This is a genomic window from Pseudomonas sp. H3(2019) (assembly GCF_007713465.1).
Taxonomy (GTDB): Bacteria; Pseudomonadota; Gammaproteobacteria; order Pseudomonadales; family Pseudomonadaceae; genus Aquipseudomonas.
Map to the genome: position 1 here is coordinate 1 of NZ_VMSG01000019.1, position 19,185 is coordinate 19,185.

11 protein-coding genes and 2 pseudogenes are annotated in these 19,185 nt (G+C 60.2%); 5 read left to right on the forward strand and 8 right to left on the reverse strand.

The genetic code is table 11. The features are described 5' to 3' along the window. Positions 1 to 277: 277 nt before the first annotated feature. Positions 278 to 802: an Hcp family type VI secretion system effector gene (locus FPT12_RS18920; RefSeq protein WP_145018443.1), complete on the reverse strand. Its 525-nt coding sequence runs from the start codon at positions 800 to 802 to the stop codon at positions 278 to 280. A gap of 295 nt (positions 803 to 1,097) precedes the next feature. On the opposite strand from FPT12_RS18920, the gene FPT12_RS18925 reads away from it, so the two are divergent. Next, positions 1,098 to 1,487, forward strand: a complete 390-nt coding sequence (locus tag FPT12_RS18925; protein ID WP_145018446.1) for a type II toxin-antitoxin system HigA family antitoxin — start codon at positions 1,098 to 1,100, stop codon at positions 1,485 to 1,487. 6 nt (positions 1,488 to 1,493) lie between these two features. Here FPT12_RS18925 and selO read toward each other — a convergent pair whose 3' ends face one another. The 5 genes and pseudogenes from selO to FPT12_RS28380 all read right to left on the reverse strand — a co-directional run. Then, positions 1,494 to 2,957, reverse strand: a complete 1,464-nt coding sequence (gene selO, locus FPT12_RS18930) for a protein adenylyltransferase SelO (RefSeq protein WP_145018449.1) — start codon at positions 2,955 to 2,957, stop codon at positions 1,494 to 1,496. 58 nt (positions 2,958 to 3,015) lie between these two features. Beyond that, the gene (gene mscK / locus FPT12_RS18935) at positions 3,016 to 6,363 is read right to left on the reverse strand and encodes a mechanosensitive channel MscK (RefSeq protein ID WP_145018452.1); all 3,348 of its coding nucleotides are present in this window, start codon (positions 6,361 to 6,363) and stop codon (positions 3,016 to 3,018) included. 34 nt (positions 6,364 to 6,397) lie between these two features. After that, positions 6,398 to 8,140, reverse strand: coding sequence for a potassium/proton antiporter (locus FPT12_RS18940; RefSeq protein ID WP_145018455.1), 1,743 nt, complete (start codon positions 8,138 to 8,140; stop codon positions 6,398 to 6,400). 172 nt (positions 8,141 to 8,312) lie between these two features. Beyond that, positions 8,313 to 9,185 (reverse strand): methyl-accepting chemotaxis protein, encoded by an 873-nt coding sequence (locus FPT12_RS28375; RefSeq protein ID WP_371917727.1) that lies wholly within the window; start codon positions 9,183 to 9,185, stop codon positions 8,313 to 8,315. Between the two features lie 30 nt (positions 9,186 to 9,215). Then, positions 9,216 to 9,938: pseudogene (locus FPT12_RS28380) on the reverse strand (MCP four helix bundle domain-containing protein); the annotation flags it as partial. Positions 9,939 to 10,213: 275 nt separating this feature from the next. Here FPT12_RS28380 and FPT12_RS18950 point away from each other — a divergent pair. The 4 genes and pseudogenes from FPT12_RS18950 to FPT12_RS28390 all read left to right on the forward strand — a co-directional run bounded on the left by FPT12_RS18950 (position 10,214) and on the right by FPT12_RS28390 (position 12,780). Next, positions 10,214 to 10,444 carry a hypothetical protein gene (locus tag FPT12_RS18950; RefSeq protein ID WP_019691434.1) on the forward strand — a complete coding sequence of 77 codons (231 nt, stop codon included), beginning with the start codon at positions 10,214 to 10,216 and terminating at the stop codon, positions 10,442 to 10,444. Further along, positions 10,441 to 10,743 (forward strand): cell division protein ZapA, encoded by a 303-nt coding sequence (locus FPT12_RS18955; RefSeq protein WP_145018461.1) that lies wholly within the window; start codon positions 10,441 to 10,443, stop codon positions 10,741 to 10,743. The genes FPT12_RS18950 and FPT12_RS18955 overlap by 4 nt, the downstream gene beginning before the upstream one ends. A gap of 144 nt (positions 10,744 to 10,887) precedes the next feature. Beyond that, positions 10,888 to 11,913 (forward strand): annotated as a pseudogene (locus FPT12_RS28385) (cache domain-containing protein); the annotation flags it as partial. Positions 11,914 to 12,048: 135 nt separating this feature from the next. After that, positions 12,049 to 12,780 (forward strand): methyl-accepting chemotaxis protein, encoded by a 732-nt coding sequence (locus FPT12_RS28390; RefSeq protein WP_371922593.1) that lies wholly within the window; start codon positions 12,049 to 12,051, stop codon positions 12,778 to 12,780. Positions 12,781 to 12,829: 49 nt separating this feature from the next. Here the strand turns inward: FPT12_RS28390 and FPT12_RS18965 are convergent, their stop codons facing one another. Both FPT12_RS18965 and putA read right to left on the reverse strand, forming a co-directional pair. Continuing rightward, positions 12,830 to 14,632 carry an acyl-CoA dehydrogenase gene (locus FPT12_RS18965; protein ID WP_145018466.1) on the reverse strand — a complete coding sequence of 601 codons (1,803 nt, stop codon included), beginning with the start codon at positions 14,630 to 14,632 and terminating at the stop codon, positions 12,830 to 12,832. Positions 14,633 to 14,814: 182 nt separating this feature from the next. Beyond that, positions 14,815 to 18,768 (reverse strand): trifunctional transcriptional regulator/proline dehydrogenase/L-glutamate gamma-semialdehyde dehydrogenase, encoded by a 3,954-nt coding sequence (gene putA / locus FPT12_RS18970; RefSeq protein WP_145018469.1) that lies wholly within the window; start codon positions 18,766 to 18,768, stop codon positions 14,815 to 14,817. Between the last annotated feature and the right edge of the window lie 417 nt (positions 18,769 to 19,185).

Genomic DNA, 19,185 nt, shown 5'->3' on the forward strand with positions numbered 1-19,185 from the left:
CCTATCCCTTATCGTAAGGGGGAAACGGTGTCCTGTCTTTCATGGGGCTCGTTCATGTGCCATGTAGTACATTTCGTATATAAATCAATTAGATATGCGTTGTCTGCGTAGGGTTTAACCTGTTTCACTTTAGGAAAAGTCGCTAATGTGCGCAAGAAGTTGCGCACTTAGGGGGTTGAAGCAATTTGCTGGGAAGAGATCAGGTAAGTCGGCTGTTGGCTAAACGCCCATCGGTCAGCACTGCTGAGCGATGGGATAATGCAAGCCGTGGGGGGATTCAACCTGTCTTCTTATCGCTCCAGTCGTAAGAGCCGGAGGTGTTGGAGGCTATATGCTCCCAAGTGATTTTTCGGTAGCTGAAGGAAACTTCTTCTCGGTGGGTCAGTGGCTCATTGTTTGAGTCGAGGCGCAGTGGCATGCGCGATTGAATATCGACGATGACGGCTCCCTCCAACGTGATTGTGTAGAAGAGCTCCAGGGCACCGCCGTTTTCAGCATCGTCGCGGTAAAGCTCAAGGTGCCATTCGGACATTTTCTCGGCCCGTGTCAGGGCAGAAAAAAGCAGGGGTGAAGATTTGTCGAATGCCTTGGTGATCACCAGCGGTTTGTGGGTGCTCTGACCTCCAGCCCTTCCGGAACTTGGGTCGTGGGGGATATAGATGTTATGGCTGACGTCCCAGACCAGGATTTTGTCTTCATGATCTTTCTGCCAGCCACCGATGACCGATTGTTCAGTGGAAGCCCCTTCACTGATGAAGCCCTGCGTGGTCCCCGAAATAGAGAGATAGGTGGGGTTTTGCATGAGCGCTTTTCCTTGCGTGATAAATCAAAGTACTTGGGAGACAACGCTCCCGATGAGTCTCTGATCGTTATCAAGGTCCATGCCACTTAAATTTAATGTATAAAAATCAATAACTTATTATTTTTATCTGACAAATATCGCTGTTTTGTCAAGAAAAGTGCGCAACTTCTTGCGCACCACAGCGCAACAACTTGCACAGTGCCTTGAAAGCCATACAGGCGATGCTGCAAGCCTGATCGAAGGCGAGTTATCCACAGGCATGCTGCGCAAGTTCTTGCGCATCATGGCCATATGACTGCTTGCTTCAGAGCGGCCCTGGCACTTTGTGTCGCCGCTGCTGCGCAAACCGAAAAACGAGGCTGATTACGATGTGCTGGTAAAGGCGCTCGATGAGTTGCTGGACTTGATCGGCGAAGATGAATCAAGTCCGCTCATGAGTCTGGTGGACATTTTCAGTGACTGGATCGAGGCCTACGACCAGCAACACCGGCCAATGCCTGTGGCCAGTGGTGTTGATGTGCTGCGTTACATGATGCGCGAACACGGCTTGAGTCAAAGCGACCTGCCGGGTGTGGGCGCACAATCGGTGGTATCGGAAATCCTGAGTGGCAAGCGCCAGCTCAACCTGCGGCAGATCCGCTGGTTGGCCGAGCGCTTTAACGTGTCGGTAGAAACCTTCATCTGACCGCCCTCAAGACGAACAGCTGATCTCCAGATGCTTGCCCCACTCAGGCGGGCGCTCGGCGTAGCTGTCCATGCCAGGCTGTTCTTCGAACGGCTTGCTCAGGACCGCATGCAGGCGGCGAACCTCTGCGTAGTCACCGCTTTCTGCTGCGTCGATGGCTTTCTGCGCCAGGTAGTTGCGCAGGATGTAGAGCGGATTGACCGCGTGCATGCGGGCGCGGCGCTGTGCTTGATCGCTGTTGCCGTCGCGGGCGACGCGTGCGCAGTAGCGCTCGGCCCAGGTATCGAAGCCCTTGATGTCGACGAAGTCGTCGCGCAAGCGGGCGACGGCAAGCTCGGCGGCTTGATCGCCCAAACGGCGGAAAAACAGGCTGTAGTCGACGCTGCTGTTTTGCATCAGTTGCAGCAGGTTTTCGACCAGTTGCTGGTCGTCTTCTTCGCCAGTGGTCAAGCCGAGGCGACGGCGCATCAGGTCCAGGTAATGAGCCAGATACAGCGGGAAGTACAGGCCGAGGGTTTCGCGCAGGGCTTCGACGCTGATGAACGGTGTCAGGGCCTGGGCCAGTGCGCTGAGGTTCCATTGGCCGATGGGCACTTGATTGCTGAACGAGTAGCGACCCTGATCATCGGAATGGTTGCAGATGAAGTTGGCGTCAAAGTCGTCGAGGAAGGCAAACGGACCGAAGTCGAACGTGACGCCGAGGATCGACATGTTGTCGGTGTTCATCACCCCGTGGCAGAAGCCATAGGCCTGCCATTTGGCGATCAGCCCGGCGTTGCGCTCGACGACTTCGCGGAACATTGCCAGGTACGGTTCCGGCTGTTCCAGGCACTCGGGGAAATGCATCGCCAACACGTGCTCGCCGAGAGCTTTCTGTTGTTCGGGCCGTTTGGTGTAGTAGAAGTATTCGAAATGTCCGAAGCGCACATGGCTCGCTGCCAGGCGCAGGACCATGGCCGCGCGTTCCTGTTTCTCACGCCAGACCGGGGTGTTCGAACCGATAACGCATAGGGCGCGGGTGGTCGGGATGCCCAGTGCGTGCAACGCTTCAGACGCCAGAAACTCACGAATCGACGAGCGCAGTACCGCACGGCCATCGCCCATGCGTGAGTACGGCGTTTGCCCGGCACCCTTGAGGTGCAAGTCCCAGTGTTCGCCGGCCTCGTTGTAGACCTCGCCCAGCAGCAGCCCGCGACCATCGCCCAATTGCGGGTTGTAGGAACCGAACTGGTGCCCGGAATAGACCATCGCCCGCGGCTCGGCTGCTGCCCACAGCTTGTGGCCGCCGAACAGTTCGGCGAACACCGGCGTTTCGGCAACGCTCGGGTCGAGGTCGAGCAGGGCCATGGCCGCAGGGCTGGCAACCACCAGTCGTGGTTCGCCGATGGGCTCAGGCAGTACATGAGTTGAGAGCGCGTCGCCCAGGCGGGCGAAGCGGTTGTCGAAGGTCAGTTCGTCGAGGGCTTTCAACGGCCATCTCCAGCAGAATGTCCGAGCATTCTGCTGGGGAATGGCGCATGGCGTCCAGTCAGTCGAGATGCACCGACGGTGGCTCGGGTGGGGTCTTGCCTTTGTCGGGAGACGTGGCGGGTTTGACCGCATCGCTGGTCAGCAACAGCTGTTCCTGGCCTGTCAGGTTTTTCAGGTGGATATCCACCTGACGGAAAGCGATGTTGATGTTGTGCTTCTTGAATTCGCTGTTGATGAACCGGTTGATTTCATCGAGTGCCGGGTTACGGTCGCCGAGGTCGCGCACATGGATACGCAGCTCGTGATCCAGGGTGCTTTCACCAAAGTTCAGGAAGTACACCGAGGGCGCAGGGTCCTTCAGTACACGCGGGTTTTCCATGGCCGCTCTGAGCAGCAGGGTGCGTACCAGCTCCAGATCCGAATCGTAGCCGACGCCCAGCTTGAGGGTGACCCGGGTCACGGTGTCGGTCAGCGACCAGTTGATCAGTTGCCCGGTGATGAACGTCTTGTTCGGGACAATGATGTCCTTGCGGTCGAAGTCGGTGATGGTGGTGGCGCGGATGCGGATTTTGCTCACCGTGCCTGACAGGTTGCCGATGGTGATCGTGTCGCCGATCCGCACCGGGCGCTCGAACAGGATCATGATCCCGGAGATGAAGTTGGCGAAGATCTCCTGCATACCGAAACCCAGGCCGACCGAGAGCGCGGCCACCAGCCATTGCAATTTGTCCCAGCTCACGCCGAGGGTCGACAGGGTGGACACGAAACCCACACCGGCAATCACATAGGTCAGCAGGGTGGTCGTGGCGTAGGCGCTGCCCTGAGCCAGGTCGAGCTTGGACAGCACCAGCACCTCGAGCAACCCTGGCAGGTTTCGCGCCAGGGCTACGGTAATACCGATGATGATCAGCGCACCGAGCATGTCGCCGATGCTGATCGGCACCATGCTCATGTTGGCGCCTACGCCGCTGGTGTATTCGTACAACGTGATGTTGTCGAGGTACGAGAACACCGAGATCAGGTCTTTCCAGACCCAATACAACGCAGCGATGAAGCCGCCGAGCAAGGCCAGGCGGATCAGGCGCAGGGACTGTTCGTTGACTTTCTCGATGTCCAGTGTCGGCTCTTCGACGACCGCTTCACCGTCGCCGGCTTCTTTGGCGGCCTGGCGTTTGGTCAGGGCGCGCTGGTAGGCCAGGCGCCGCGCCGCGACGGCCAGACCGCGCACAAAGGTGGCTTCAATGATCAGCCAGAACATCAGCAGGTACAGGGTGTTGATCAACCGGTCGCTGAGTTTCAGTGCGGTGTAGAAGTAGCCAAAGCACACGGCGATAAACAAGGCAATCGGCAGCACAGTGAATAGAACGCCGACAGCTTTGCGAAACAGGGAGGCGCTGTTATGGGTCGGACTGTTGATCAGCAGGCGACTGAGCAGCCAGGCCATCAAGGCGTAGCAGGTCAGCACCACGGCGATGCCGATTACGTCGTCCGTCAGGGCCGCCGGTTGCAATTCGGCCACCGCCACCACGGCCACCAGCGCCAGCACCACCAGACCCAGACGACGGATCCAGCCGCGCAGGAATTCCACCTGAGGTTTTTCCCAGCGAAAGTGCAGTTCCGCCACGCCTCCCGGTGCCAGGACCCGGTACGCGGTGTAGAACACCAGCCACGCCTGGGCAATTTGCAACAGGGCGGCGCCGAGGTTGGCGTTTTGTCCGCGGGCGTCGATCTGCAAGGCGAAACCGCACAGGGCCAGGGCCAGTGACACCGGCATCGCCAGCAGCACGTTGATCAGGATCGCCTGCGGCGTGTGCCATTGGCTGTCGCGTTTGAAGTGCCCAATGTCCTGGTGCACCTTGTTCAGTCGCGCATAGAGGTATTTGCGCCGCCAGACCAGGAAGCCGATCAGCAGCACCAGCGGCAGAAACAGCAGTGGTCGCTGGGTCAGGCCGTCGGCCAGCTCGCTCAGGCTCGAAGCCCACGGCAGCGTGACGACCTGTTTCTCCAGTCGGTCCGGCACGCCGCGCATCCATTCGAAATCCAGCGGCTTGTTGCTGGGGATCCAGAACATCTGTTCGTCGAGGGTCGCGCGCAGGCCCTGGGCGGTGGTGAGCAATTGCTTCTGATTCAATTGCAGGGTGATGGATTCATTGAGCAGCGCACTCAGCTCGCGGCTCAGGCGCTCCAGCAGGTCGGCACGAGTGACGGCCAGATCCAGCAGGTTTTTGCGCAGTTGCGGGGTGACCTGATCGGCTGGCTGGCTCGCCAGCAAGTTATCCACATAGGCGCCGGGCGTACTGATCAGTTCGCGTTGTTGATTGACCTCGAACTGGTACAGGCGAATGTCGGCGATGTCGTTGGCCAGGTTCCGATCAAGCGTGAGCCGTGGCAAGGCCTGCTTTTGTTTATAGAGAATCTTGGACAGCAGCAGGCTGCCCTTGAGTACGCTGATTTGCTCGTCCAGCGCGGCGTCGCTTTGGGTCACGCTGTCGAGTTGCTGCTTGGTTTGCAGGTTCTGCTGGGTCAATTCGTTGAGGCGGTCGGTGCTTTTGAGCAGGTAGTCGGAGAGCTTCAGGTTGGCAGCGCTTTCCGTGGCCAGCAGATTGCTGCCGCCGGCTTTTTGCGCTTCGATCGATTGCTGGGTCACCGTCTGTTGAGACTGGGCCAGGCGCTTCTGGTTGATCAGGGTTTGCAGGTCCTGGATCTCCCGCTCCATCCGTGCGGTTTTTTCCAGCAGCAAGTCATGTTGGCTGCTGCCCAGGTCCTGCAGTTGACTGTTGCCAGCCAGTTCCTGACGACGCAGCGGGATCAGCGCATTCAACGCGGCCAGCTCGGCATTGAGGGTGTCGCGTTGTTCATTCGTCAGGGCTTTGCCGTTGTCTCTGCCCAGCTTGAGGATGCCGTTGATTTGCAGGATGCGTGTCTGGCTGGCGCTGATCTCGGCCTGGGCGCGCTCGGGGCGGGTCTGGGCGGTGATGATCAGGCTGTTGGCATCGGCCAGGGCTTTTTGCAGATCGCTTTGCTGGGTGCTGCGTTCAGTCAGCATCTGCTCGAGCTGTGGCACCGACAGGTTGGCGTAGCGTTGCTCGACCGGTACGGATTTGCTGGCCTTGAGGCGCTCCAGCTCGCGCTGGTTTTCGATGTTCTGCTTGGGTGCCGTGCTCAGTTGCTGCTTGAGGTTGTCCAGGCGCTTTTCATAATCGTCGCGGTTGGACAACTGGGTCAGCGTCTGTTGCAGCACCAGTTGCAGGGCTTTTTGATCGGCCTCGGGCAGTTTGCGCTCGGCAATCTTGTCCAGGCTCTTCTGCACGGTCTCGGCAGACGGCGGTTCGGCCGCTTGCAGGGAGCCGACGGAGAGACTGAGCCCGAGCAGGGCAATAGCAAAAAATGAGCGCAGAGTTGGCATAGAGACCGATCGAAAACGTAACGAAAAAAGGAGTTTAGAGGAACAGCCCGGGGCCCGGGCGACTTCCTTCGGGAAATCTGACGCCCACTTTGGCGATCTTGTTCCCGTCCATGACCGCGACCGTCCAGATGGTGTTGTTCCATTCCACCTGGTCACCGACCACCGGAGCGCCACCGACTTTCTGGGTAATGAAGCGACCGAGCGGCATGTCCGGATCGACCCCTTCGAGTTGCAGCCCGTACAGCGCTGAAACCGCACCCAGCTGGGCGTCGCCTTCCAGAACGAAGTCACCGAAGAAACGCAAATCGAGGCCGCGTTGCGGCGCCTGACTGAAGAGTTTTCCGAGCGCCGGAAGGTTGTGTTCATGGCCGATAACGCAGAGCAAATCGCCGACTTCAAGCACTGTACTACCCGACGGATGGAGCAGTTGCTGACGGCGAAACAGTGCCGCGATACGTGTGCCTTCGGGCATTTTCAGCTCGCGAAGGGCGGCGCCGATGCACCATTTTTCCGCGCCAAGGCGATAAACGAACAACTCCCACTCGCTGGTGACATGCACTTCGAGGGCGGCCCGGGAGATCGGCGCGGGTTCTGGCGGGACGGTCACCTTCAGCAGTTTGGCGACCCACGGCAGGCTGGTGCCTTGCACCAGCAGCGATACCAGCACGATGAAGAACGCAAGGTTGAAGTACAGCTGGGCGTTCGGCAGACCGGCCATCAACGGGAACACCGCCAGAATGATCGGGACCGCGCCGCGCAGGCCAACCCAGGAGATAAAGGCCTTCTCGCGGCCATGGAAAGCCTTGAACGGCAGCAGGCCGACCAACACCGACAGTGGGCGCGCAAACAGAATCATCCACAGCGCCAGACCAAGGGCGGGCAGGGCAATGGGCAGCAAGTCGTGGGGTGTCACCAGCAGCCCCAGCACCAGGAACATGCCGATTTGCGCGAGCCAGGCCATGCCGTCAAGCATGTGCAGAATGCCGTGGCGGCTGCGCACCGGACGGTTGCCGATCACCAGGCCGCACAGGTACACGGCGAGAAAGCCGCTGCCGTGCAAGGCGTTGGTCAGGGCGAACACCACCAGACCGCCAGCGATCACCAGAATCGGGTACAGGCCGGCGGCCAGGTGGATTCGATTGACCATTTGCAGCATCAACCAGCCACCGCCCAGACCGACGATGGCGCCGATGCCGAACTCACGAAACAGGTGAGTGAGCAGGCTCCAGTGCAGGCCGGTCTGGCCGCTGGCGAGCATGTCGATCAGGGTGACGGTGAGAAACACCGCCATCGGGTCGTTGCTGCCGGATTCGATTTCCAGGCTGGCGGTCACCCGTTCGTTGAGGCCTTTGCCGCCCAGCAGCGAGAACACTGCCGCGGCGTCGGTGGAGCCGACGATAGCGCCGATCAGCAGACCCTGGATCAGGTTCAGGTTGAACAGCCAGGCCGCGGCCATGCCGGTCAGCCCGGTAGTGATCAGCACCCCGACCGTCGCCAGCGACAGCGCCGGCCATAATGCCACGCGGAAACTCGCGACCCGGGTGCGCAATCCGCCGTCGAGCAGGATCACGGCCAACGCGAGGTTGCCGACCAGATAGGCGGTGGGGTAGTTATCGAAGATGATGCCGCCGCCGTCGACGCCGGCAGCCATGCCCACGGCCAGGATGATCACCAGAATCGGGATCCCGAGGCGGGACGAAAGTGAGCTCACCAGAATGCTCGCACCTACCAGCAACGCGCCGATCAAGAACAGGCTGTTGATGGTCGTCGCATTCAATGGCAGTACTCCAGAAAGCTAAAGGCGGGCGCAAACTGACCATGCAGTCTGCGTGCCAGTGATTCTAACCTGTTGAAATGTGATGCTGTCAAAAAGCTTTTGACCGCAAGGTACGCGACGCACTGATCGTTCCCACGCTCCCGCGTGGGAACGATCAACAGGCTAAGCGTAATTAAAGGCTGAATCGCCCAACCATATTGTTCAGGTCCAGCGCCAAACGCGACAGCTCGTTGCTGGCGGCGCTGGTCTGGTTGGCACCGGTGGCCGATTGCACCGACAGGTCGCGGATATTCACCAGGTTGCGGTCGACTTCGCGGGCCACCTGGGCCTGTTCTTCGGCGGCGCTGGCGATCACCAGGTTGCGCTCGTTGATTTCGACGATGGCGCTGTTGATGGTGTCCAGCGACAGGCCGGCACCACGGGCGATGTTCAGGGTCGATTCAGCGCGTTCAGTGCTGTTGCGCATCGAATCAACGGCGTGTTCGGTGCCGCTCTGGATGCTGCCGATCATGCGTTCGATTTCGCTGGTCGATTGCTGCGTGCGATGCGCCAGCGCGCGAACTTCGTCGGCCACCACCGCAAAACCACGACCGGCTTCACCGGCACGCGCAGCCTCGATGGCAGCGTTCAGTGCCAGCAGGTTGGTCTGGTCAGCCAGGCCGCGAATCACGTCCAGCACCTTGCCGATGTCGCGCGACTCGTTGGCCAGATCGCCGATCAGGGTGGCAGTGCTCTGTACATCGGCGCTCATGCGTTCGATAGCGCTGACGGTTTCCTGCACCAGGTCACGGCCGTCACCGGCAGAGGTGGTGGCGTTTTTCGAGGCTTCGGAGGTGCTCACCGCGTTGCGCGCAACTTCTTCCACGGCGCTGGTCATTTCATTGACTGCCGTCGCGGCTTGCTCGATTTCGTTGTTCTGCTGAGTCAGGCCGCGGGCACTTTCGTCGGTGACGCTGTTCAGTTCTTCGGCAGCGGAGGCCAGCTGAGTCGCCGAACCCGAGATCCGTTGCAAGGTGTCGCGCAGTTTCTCCTGCATCTTCAGCATGGCCTGCAACAGGCGGCCGGCTTCGTCGGTGCCGTCGACAACGATCGGCCGGGTCAGATTGCCCTCGGCGATTTCTTCGGCGGCGCTCAGTGCCTTGGCGATGGGCTGGGTGATGCTGTTGGTCAGCAGCCAGGCAAACAGAAGGGTCAAACCCGTGGCGATCACCAGCAGGGTCACCACCAGATTGAAGGCGGAGGAGTATTGGTCGGCGGCTTTCTGGTTGAAGTCTTCGGCTTGAGCGTTGTTGATCTCCACCAGGCGGTTCAGCACGGTGTTAATCGCATCGGAGGTGGTCAGCAATTCGGTGTTCAGAAGCGTGCGCAGTTCCTCGATCTGGTTATTACGCGACAGCGTCTTCATCCGGTCTTCAATCTGGCGGTATTGACCCAGCAACTGCCCGTACTGGTCGTAGGCCGCGCGTTCCTGAGGGCTGCTGATCAGTTTTTCATAGGCGGTCTGCGCCGTACGGATCTGCTGGCTGCGGGTGTCGAGCAACTCCAGGGTTTTTTGCTGGATATCCGGTTCGCGGTTGACCAGCAGGCGATAGGCCAGAGTGCGCTGGCGCAGGCCGACTTGAGTGAACTCGTCCAGGGCCTTGATACTCGGCACACTGTTCTGAACGATGTCTTCGCCGGCGCTGCGGATCTTGCTCATCTGGTTCAAGGCGAACACACCCAGAATCAACATCAGTGTGCCAATCAGGGTGAAACCTGCGAACGCCCTGGGGGCGATATTCATATTGCGAAGGGACATGGTGTTCACCGTAAAGCGCGCATTGGCACGAGTCTGAGACGAGGTATGTATGACTTATCGGTCATACGACTAAAGTCTTGAGCGCGCTGTGCGCTTTTGCCGCAGATCGGTCGTACTGACGAGCTGTCAGGAACCAGAGCGGACAATCGCAGTCTTTAAAACTCGCAAGCAAGGTCGCCGCCAGGCAAATCAAGGCTTTGCGCCTGAATAACCCTGGCGCCAGTGGTGACTTTTCTTTATCGTACGCGCCCTTTGAAAATGCTCGGAAAATCAAAATGTTGGAAGCATCCCTAAGCCAATTGGAACAACTGGTCAGCGACCTGGTGCAACAGAACCAGGAACTGCTGGGCACGAACGCAACACTGAGCGCAGAACTGGCCCAGGCCAAGGATGAAAACGAAAGCCTGCAACTGAGCCTGATGGAACAGGAAGAGAAGCAGGGCGCCACTGTCGCGCGCATTCAAGCGCTGGTTGAGCGCGTGAGCGCAGGTCCTGTGAACGCATGAGACACGGTGCCGACGGGATAAAAGTCGTTTCGATTCTCGGGGAAGACTATTCGATCAAGGCGCCGGCCGGGGAAGAGCAGACCCTGCTGGACGCCGCATTAATGTTGAAAGCGGTGCTGGCTGAGACCAAAAAGAAATACCCGACCCTGATCGGGGACAAACTGCTGGTGCTGACGGCAATGAACCTGTGCTCGCAGCAGCTCGACATGCAGAAACGTCATCAGCGGGAACTCGACCGTTACCAAGAGCAAGTCAGCGCCACGGTTGAAGTGATTTCGAAGACGATCAATCAGGCCTGATCAGCTTGCGCACAACCAAAGAGTAGATTGTCGACTGAGTTGTATACAATCGGCACGGCTGTTGCAGTAGTTTCGCCTCTTACTCTTTGGGGGTGCTTCATGCAGTTCTGGCGACGCAGTATTCAATGGCAGTTGATCCTGAGTATGGGCACCGCCCTGCTGGTCAGTATTCTGATCGTGGTCGGCATTTATACCCTGGTGGTCAACCGCCTTGCCCAGCGCTATCTGGTCGAGCAAGCGCTGCCGTCGAGCATCGAAGCGATGCGCAACGACATCGAACGGATTCTGGTCCAGCCGCTCACCGCGGCCAAGGACATCGCCAGCAATAGCATGGTGCGCGAGTGGTTGGCCGAAGGTGAAAACGCTGACCGGGCCAACGGCTTCGTCAGCTATCTGGAAGGCATCCGCGCCGAGCACAAAGCCTTTACCGCGCTGATCGCAGGCACTGCGTCGGGCCACTACTTCACCGAAAAAGGGCTTGATCGGACCCTCAGTCGATCCAATCCCGCAGACGCCTGGTTCTACGCCTTCCTCGACGGCAACCAGCCGCGCACTCTCAATATCGACAATGATACGGCGACCGGCGAATTGGCCTTGTTCATCGACCTCAAGGTCTCGCAGGGCGGTAAAGTCGTGGGCGTTGCCGGGCTGGGCCTAAGCATGAAGGAGCTCTCGGAGCTGATTCACAACTTCAGCTTCGGCGAGCGCGGGAAGGTCTATCTGGTGCGTTCCGACGGGTTGATCCAGGTTCATCCCGAGGCCGGGCTCAGCAACAAACGCCAGTTGGCCGAGCAGATCGGTAGCTCGGCGGCGCAAGCGGTGATGGGCCATCAAGGCCCGATCAGCAGCGGTTTTGTGCGCGATGGCGAAGACTATCTGGCCCTGAGCCTGCCATTGCGCGATCTGGGCTGGACCCTGGTGGCCGAAGTGCCGCAATCGCAAATTTACGCCGAGGCCCGACACGCGATGTGGCTGACCAGCGCCATCGGTTTGGGCGTTGCGCTGGTGTGCCTGTCATTGGTGGTGTTGCTGGCTCGCGGCCTGGTTCGGCCGATCCGGCAAGTAACAGCGGCACTGGTAGCGATTGGTAGCGGTGGTGGCGATTTGACCCACAGGTTAGATTCCAGTCGCGCCGATGAGCTGGGGGACCTGGCTCGGGGCTTCAACCGGTTCCTTGAAAATCAACGCAACATGATCGGCGAAGTGCTGGCCACCAGCGAGCGTTTGCGCACCGCCGTCGGGCAGGTTGCGCGAGTGGTGGAGAACACCGCCGAGCGTTCCGGTCGACAGCAGGAAATGACCGATATGGTCGCCACCGCCGTGCACGAGATGGGCCTCACCGTACAGGAAATCGCGCAGAACGCCGGCAACGCGGCGGTCGCCTCGCAGACCGCTCGCGATGAAGCCTTGCAGGCGCGTGAAGTGGTCGGTGGCTCGATCCGGCATATCGAAAGCATGTCCGACGAAATCGGCATCGCTGCCAGCGCCGTGAGCGAGTTGGCGACTCAGGTCGCGTCTATCGATCAGGTGCTGGCGGTGATTCGCGGGATCTCCGAGCAGACCAATTTACTGGCGCTGAACGCGGCGATTGAAGCGGCGCGGGCCGGAGACATGGGCCGGGGCTTTGCAGTGGTGGCTGATGAAGTGCGGACGCTGGCGCGCCGTACGCAGTCGTCCACCGATGAAATCCAGCAGATGATCGGCAGCCTCAAGCAGGGCGCGGAAAACGCGGTGTCATCGATGCACTCCGGGCAAGCGGCAACCGGTACCGGCGTCGAGTCGAGCCAGCGCACCGGAGCGTCGTTGACCGCGATTACCGGGCAGGTTGAGCGCATCAGCGACATGAACCATCAGGTAGCGACAGCTACCGAAGAGCAGTCGGCGGTGACCGAAGAAATCAACCGCAACGTACAGGGGATTTCTGATCTGGCACGGGCCACGGCGGGTGAGGTGAGGGCGTGTCGGGAGGATTGTCAGACCTTGCAGCGATTGGCCGATGACCTGGCGCGGCAGATGGGTGGGTTCAAGCTGGTTTGATGATAATGATCGTTCCCACGCTCTGCGTGGGAACGATCAGTGGGGGGCGTCAGAACCACTCATCCTGCATGTTCAGACACGTATCATCCCGCGCCTCGAGAATCGCCAGTTCATGGTGGCAACCCGGCACTTCCCAGGTCAGGAAGTAGCGCGCCGCTTGCAGCTTGCCTTTATAGAAGCTGACGTCCGCCGCGTTACCTTTGGCCAACCCTTCTTCAGCGCGGATCGCCTGTTCCAACCAGCGCCAGCCGATGACTGTGTGGCCGAACGCCTTGAGGTATAGCGCCGAGTTCGCCAGGCTGCTGTTGACCTTGCCTTGGGCCAGATCGGTGAGCAGGCCGATGGTGACGGTTTGCAAGCGTGCCACCAACGCATCCAGTGGTTGACGCAATGGAGTGAGCGCTTCAAACGCTTGCGCTCGCTCAGCGGTATCGGCGATCAAGCGGATCAATTGCTTGAGCCCGGCACCGCCGTTCTGCGCCAGCTTGCGGCCCAGCAGGTCCAGCGATTGAATGCCGTGGGTGCCTTCATGAATTGGGTTCAGGCGGTTGTCGCGGTAATACTGTTCCACCGGGTATTCGCGGGTGTAGCCGTGGCCACCGAGGATCTGGATCGCCAGTTCGTTGGCCTTCAGGCAGAACTCCGATGGCCAGGACTTGACGATCGGCGTCAGCAAATCGAGCAGTTCGTGGGCCTGTTTGCGCTCGGCTTCGGTCGCCAGCGTGGTGGTGTCGTCGACCAGTCGCGCGGCATACAAACCGAGGTCGAAGGCGCCTTCGACGTAAGCCTTTTGGGTCAGCAGCATGCGTTTGACATCGGCGTGCTGGATGATCGGCACCGGCGCAGTATTCGGGTCCTTGCTGTCTGGCAGGCGACCTTGCGGGCGCTCGCGGGCGTATTCCAGCGAGTACAGGTAACCGGCGTAACCGAGCATCACTGCGCCCATGCCGACGCCGATTCGAGCTTCATTCATCATCTGGAACATGCAGCTCAGGCCTTGGTGCGGCTTGCCTACCAGGTAGCCGACGCACTCGCCGTTATCGCCGAAATTCAGTGCGGTAGACGTGGTGCCGCGCCAGCCCATCTTGTGGAACAGCCCGGCCAGCAGCACGTCGTTGCGCTGGCCCAGGCTGCCGTCATCGTTGACCAGGAATTTAGGCACGATAAACAGCGAAATGCCTTTCACGCCCGCCGGTGCATCCGGCAGTTTGGCCAGCACCATGTGCACGATGTTTTCCGACAGCGGGTGGTCGCCGCCGGAGATGAAGATCTTGTTGCCCTTGAGTCGATACGTGCCATCGGCGTCCGGTTCGGCGCGGGTGCGGATGTCCGACAGCGAGGAGCCGGCGTGAGGTTCGGTCAGGGCCATGGTGCCGAAGAAGCGGCCGTCGATCATCGGTTGCAGGAAGCGCTGCTTCTGTTCGTCGGTGCCAAAGCTTTCAATCAGATTGGCCGCGCCCATGGTCAGAAACGGGTAGGACGTCGTCGCGGCGTTGGCGGACTGGAAGTGCGCAAAGCAGGCTTGCGAGAGCAAGGTCGGCAACTGCATGCCGCCGGCTTCGAAACTGCGTGCGGCGTTGAGAAAACCCGCTTCCAGGAACGCATCCACCGCAGGTTTCACTTCCGGAATCAGGATCGCCTTGCCGTCTTTGTAGCGCGGTTCGTTCTCGTCGCCCTTACGGTTGTGCGGGGCAAAGAATTTCTCGGCAAGGCTGCGCGCCGTACCAATGGCGGCGTCGAAGGTCTCGCGGTTGTGCTCGGCGAAACGCTCGCGCTGGGTCAGGCCCTCGGCATCGAGGACCTCATACAGCTCGAAAGCCAGATTGCGGGAACTGAGCAACGTCTCGGACATGGCGGCCTACCTTGATTGGAATGGACCGAGTCTAGGCGCGAGGAGGGCGGGCTGAACAGGAAGATTGATGACGGTGATAGAAGGGCAGAACAAGCAAGAAGCCTGACGCAGAACTCAGTGGGAGCGAGCTTGCCCGCGAATGATCGTTCCCACGCTCCTGCGTGGGAACGATCAGTGGAATGTCAGCCGATCGTCATCAAGCTGGCATTACCGCCCGCTGCAGCGGTGTTGACGCTCAATGCACGCTCGATCACCAGGCGTTCCAGCGCAATGTTGGTTTCGCCCTGCGACAGGCCATGGACCCCAACGATCGCGCCGGCACGCTTGGCCACCTGCTGGCAGACCGCACGCAACTGGTCGGAGTGGCCGTGATGCAGAACCGCATCAAACACCACTTCGTCCTTGTTCCAGTCGGCTACCGGCTTGATGCGTGCTTGCACTTCTTTCGGCAGACGAGCCAACAGCGCTTTGCTCAGCTCACCTTCCGGCAACACCGCCGAGCCACCCACGGCCAGTACCGCAGCCAGTTGGCTCAACAGATCGCTTTCGACGTCTGCCAGGCACAGCACGTGTTCACGCGGCAGGATGGCGTAGCTGTTGCGCTCGCCCGTCGGGCCGCTCAGCGTACGGGTGATGCCGCTTTGCGATTGTGTCGCGAATTGCACGCACAACGCGCTCAGCTCGGTCAGCTTGTGGCTGTCGGCCCAGGTTTTCAGGGCGCTCAGCGGTTTGCTCATGGCGTCACGCAGACGCACATCCGGCGCGCTCAGGGCATCGCCGCGAGCGAAAGACTGTTCGATCGCGTCGGTAGGGCGAGTCGACAGCAAGCGGTACAAGTACAACGGACCACCGGCTTTCGGGCCGGTCCCCGACAGGCCTTCGCCACCAAACGGTTGCACGCCGACCACTGCACCGACGATGTTGCGGTTGACGTAGACGTTACCGGCGTGGACGTTGTCGATCACCTTGGCGATGGTCTCGTCGATACGCGTGTGCACACCCAATGTCAGGCCGTAGCCGGAAGCGTTGATCTGCCCGATCAGTTGATCGATGTCTTTGCGCTTGTAGCGCACCACGTGCAGCACCGGGCCGAAAATCTCCCGCTGCAACTCGTCGAAGCTTTCCAGCTCGATAAGAGTTGGCATGACGAAGGTGCCGCGCTTGCATTCTTCCATGTCGGCGATGGCGACTTGATAGACGTTGCGACCTTTGTCACGCATGGCCTGGATGTGTTTCTCGATGCCCGCCTTGGCTTCGGCGTCGATCACCGGGCCGATGTCCACGGACAGGCGCTCAGGATTGCCGAGGCGGCATTCAGCCATGGCACCTTTGAGCATTTCGATCACGCGGTCGGCGGAATCTTCCTGCAAGCACAGCACGCGCAGGGCCGAGCAGCGCTGGCCGGCGCTGTCGAAGGCTGAGGACACCACGTCAATGACCACTTGTTCGGTCAGTGCCGAAGAGTCGACGATCATCGCGTTCTGGCCGCCGGTTTCGGCGATCAGCGGAATCGGACGGCCCTGGGCATCCAGACGACCGGCGACGTTGCGTTGCAGCAAGCGCGCAACTTCGGTGGAACCCGTGAACATCACGCCTTTGACCCGATCGTCTCCGACCAGGCGGGCACCGACGGTTTCGCCACGGCCCGGCAGCAGTTGCAGCACGCCTTCGGGAATCCCGGCTTCGAGCAGTATCCGTACGGCTTGAGCGGCGACCAGCGGCGTTTGTTCGGCAGGCTTGGCAAGTACCGGGTTGCCGGCGGCCAGTGCGGCGGCGACTTGACCGCTGAAAATGGCCAGCGGGAAGTTCCACGGGCTGATGCACACCACCGGACCCAATGGGCGGTGGGCGTCGTTGGTGAAATCGTTGCGTGCCTGCACCGCGTAGTAACGCAGGAAGTCCACGGCTTCACGCACTTCGGCGATGGCGTTGGCGAAGGTCTTGCCGGCTTCACGAGCCAGCAGGCCCATCAGCGGCTGAATCTCGCTTTCCATCAAATCGGCGGCACGTTCGAGGATCGCGGCGCGCTCGGCGGGCGGGGTGGCCTGCCAGATCGGTGCAGCGTTCAATGCACACTGGATGGCGTTGTCGACGTCGGTGACGGTGGCTTCTTGCACATGACCGACCACGTCACGCAGGTCCGACGGATTCAACACCGGTGCCGGTGTTTCGGCGCTGGCGGCGCAGCCCAGCATCGGCGCGGCTTTCCAGTTGTTGTGGGCGGTGGCTAACAGGGCGCAGGACAGCGATGCCAGGCGATGTTCGTTGGCCAGGTCGATGCCGCTGGAGTTGGCGCGCTCGCTGCCATAGAGGTCACGCGGCAGCGGGATACGCGGGTGCGGCAGACCGAAGCCGCCTTCCAGCGTCGCCATCTGCTCGATACTGCTCACCGGATCGGCTACCAGCTCCTGAATCGAGATCGACTGGTCGGCGATACGGTTGACGAACGAAGTGTTCGCGCCGTTTTCCAGCAGGCGCCGTACCAGATACGCCAACAGTGTTTCGTGAGTGCCGACTGGTGCGTACACGCGGCACGGACGGTTCAGCTTGCCTTCGGAAACCTTGCCTACAACCTGTTCGTACAGCGGTTCGCCCATGCCGTGCAGGCACTGGAACTCGTACTGGCCGGGGTAATAGTTCTGACCGGCAATGTGATAAATCGCCGACAGGGTGTGGGCGTTGTGCGTGGCGAACTGCGGGTAGATGACTTCCGGCACCGAGAGCAGTTTGCGGGCGCAGGCGATGTAGGAAACATCGGTGTACACCTTGCGGGTGTAGACCGGATAGCCTTCCAGGCCTTCGACCTGGGCGCGCTTGATTTCGCTGTCCCAGTAGGCGCCCTTCACCAGGCGAATCATCAGGCGATGACGGCTGCGGCGAGCCAGGTCGATCACGTAGTCGATCACGTACGGGCAACGCTTCTGGTAGGCCTGGATCACGAAGCCGATGCCGTTCCAGCCGGTCAATTGCGGCTCGAAGCACAGGCGCTCGAGCAAGTCCAGCGACAGCTCGAGGCGGTCGGCCTCTTCGGCGTCGATGTTCAGGCCGATGTCGTACTGCTTGGCCAGCAAGGTCAGTGACAGCAGGCGCGGGTACAGCTCGTCCATCACGCGCTCGTACTGGGCACGGCTGTAACGCGGGTGCAGGGCCGAGAGCTTGATCGAGATGCCCGGGCCTTCATAAATGCCACGACCGTGGGACGCCTTGCCGATCGAGTGGATGGCTTGCTCGTAGGACGCGAGGTATTTCTGCGCGTCATGTTCGGTCAGTGCGGCTTCACCGAGCATGTCGTAGGAATAGCGGAAGCCTTTGGCTTCGAATTTGCTGGCGTTGGCCAGGGCTTCGGCGATGGTTTCGCCGGTAACGAACTGCTCGCCCATCAGGCGCATGGCCATGTCGACGCCCTTGCGGATCATCGGCTCGCCGCTTTTGCCGATGATCCGGCTCAGGGACGAGGTCAGGCCTGCTTCGTTGTGGGTGGCGACCAGTTTGCCGGTCAGCAACAGGCCCCAGGTGGCAGCGTTGACGAACAGCGACGGGCTATTGCCCAAGTGCGGCTGCCAGTTGCCGGTGCTGATCTTGTCGCGGATCAGTGCATCGCGAGTGCCTTTGTCCGGGATGCGCAGCAGCGCTTCGGCCAGGCACATCAGCGCCACGCCCTCCTGGGACGACAGGGAAAATTCCTGCAGTAGGCCCTGAACAATGCCTGCACGGCCGCCGGCATTCTTCTGATTGCGCAGTTTTTCGGCAATCGAGGCGGCGAGCTTGTTGGTGGCGTCGCACATCGCAGCTGGCAGGCGCGCCTGCTCCAGTAGCATCGGCACTACTTCCGGCTCCGGACGACGGTAGGCGGCAGTGATCGAGGCGCGCAGTACCGATTGCGGGAGGATGCTTTCAGCGAATTCGAGGAAGCACTGATGGGCGTGATCGACGTGGACCTCGGCACCTTCTTCGGCTTCGGAGCGGGTCGAGCCGCTCAGCTCGGTCAGGGTTGCACCACCCTCGAGTTTTTCCAGGTAATTGAAAATTGCCTGTTTGATCAGCCAATGCGGCGTGCGATCAATCGAGGTCGCGGCCGCTTTGAGGCGCTCGCGGGTCGGGTCATCGAGTTTGACCCCAAGGGTGGTGGTAGCCATATTTTTATCCTCATGTTTGCCACGACTGCGTGGCATCAGCTGGCGGCAAGATTAGCCGTGCGCCGAAAGAGGTGCAACCGGGTGCAACCCTTTTTTATCGGAATAATCGGCAGCTTGTCAGGAAATAAATTCTGGTAAGGGAGCCTCGTTCCTGCTTGGTGCTTTTTACAGTAGTTGCCAAAGGTTCTTGCTCCGAAAAGGAGCAAAAAACCGGATTTAAAAGAAATCACATACCAAGTGCAACTTATTCCCAAAAACTGGTTGCACCTTATTTGCTTTGTTGAATAGCATTCGCGCACCAAGGTGCAACCGTCATTGATGCGGTTCATCGGCTGATGGCTTTCCTGGGGAAACATCAGTCATAAATGCGCGGATGCCCCGATCGTCTCTCAAACGTCATTGTTTGGCGGCGGTTCA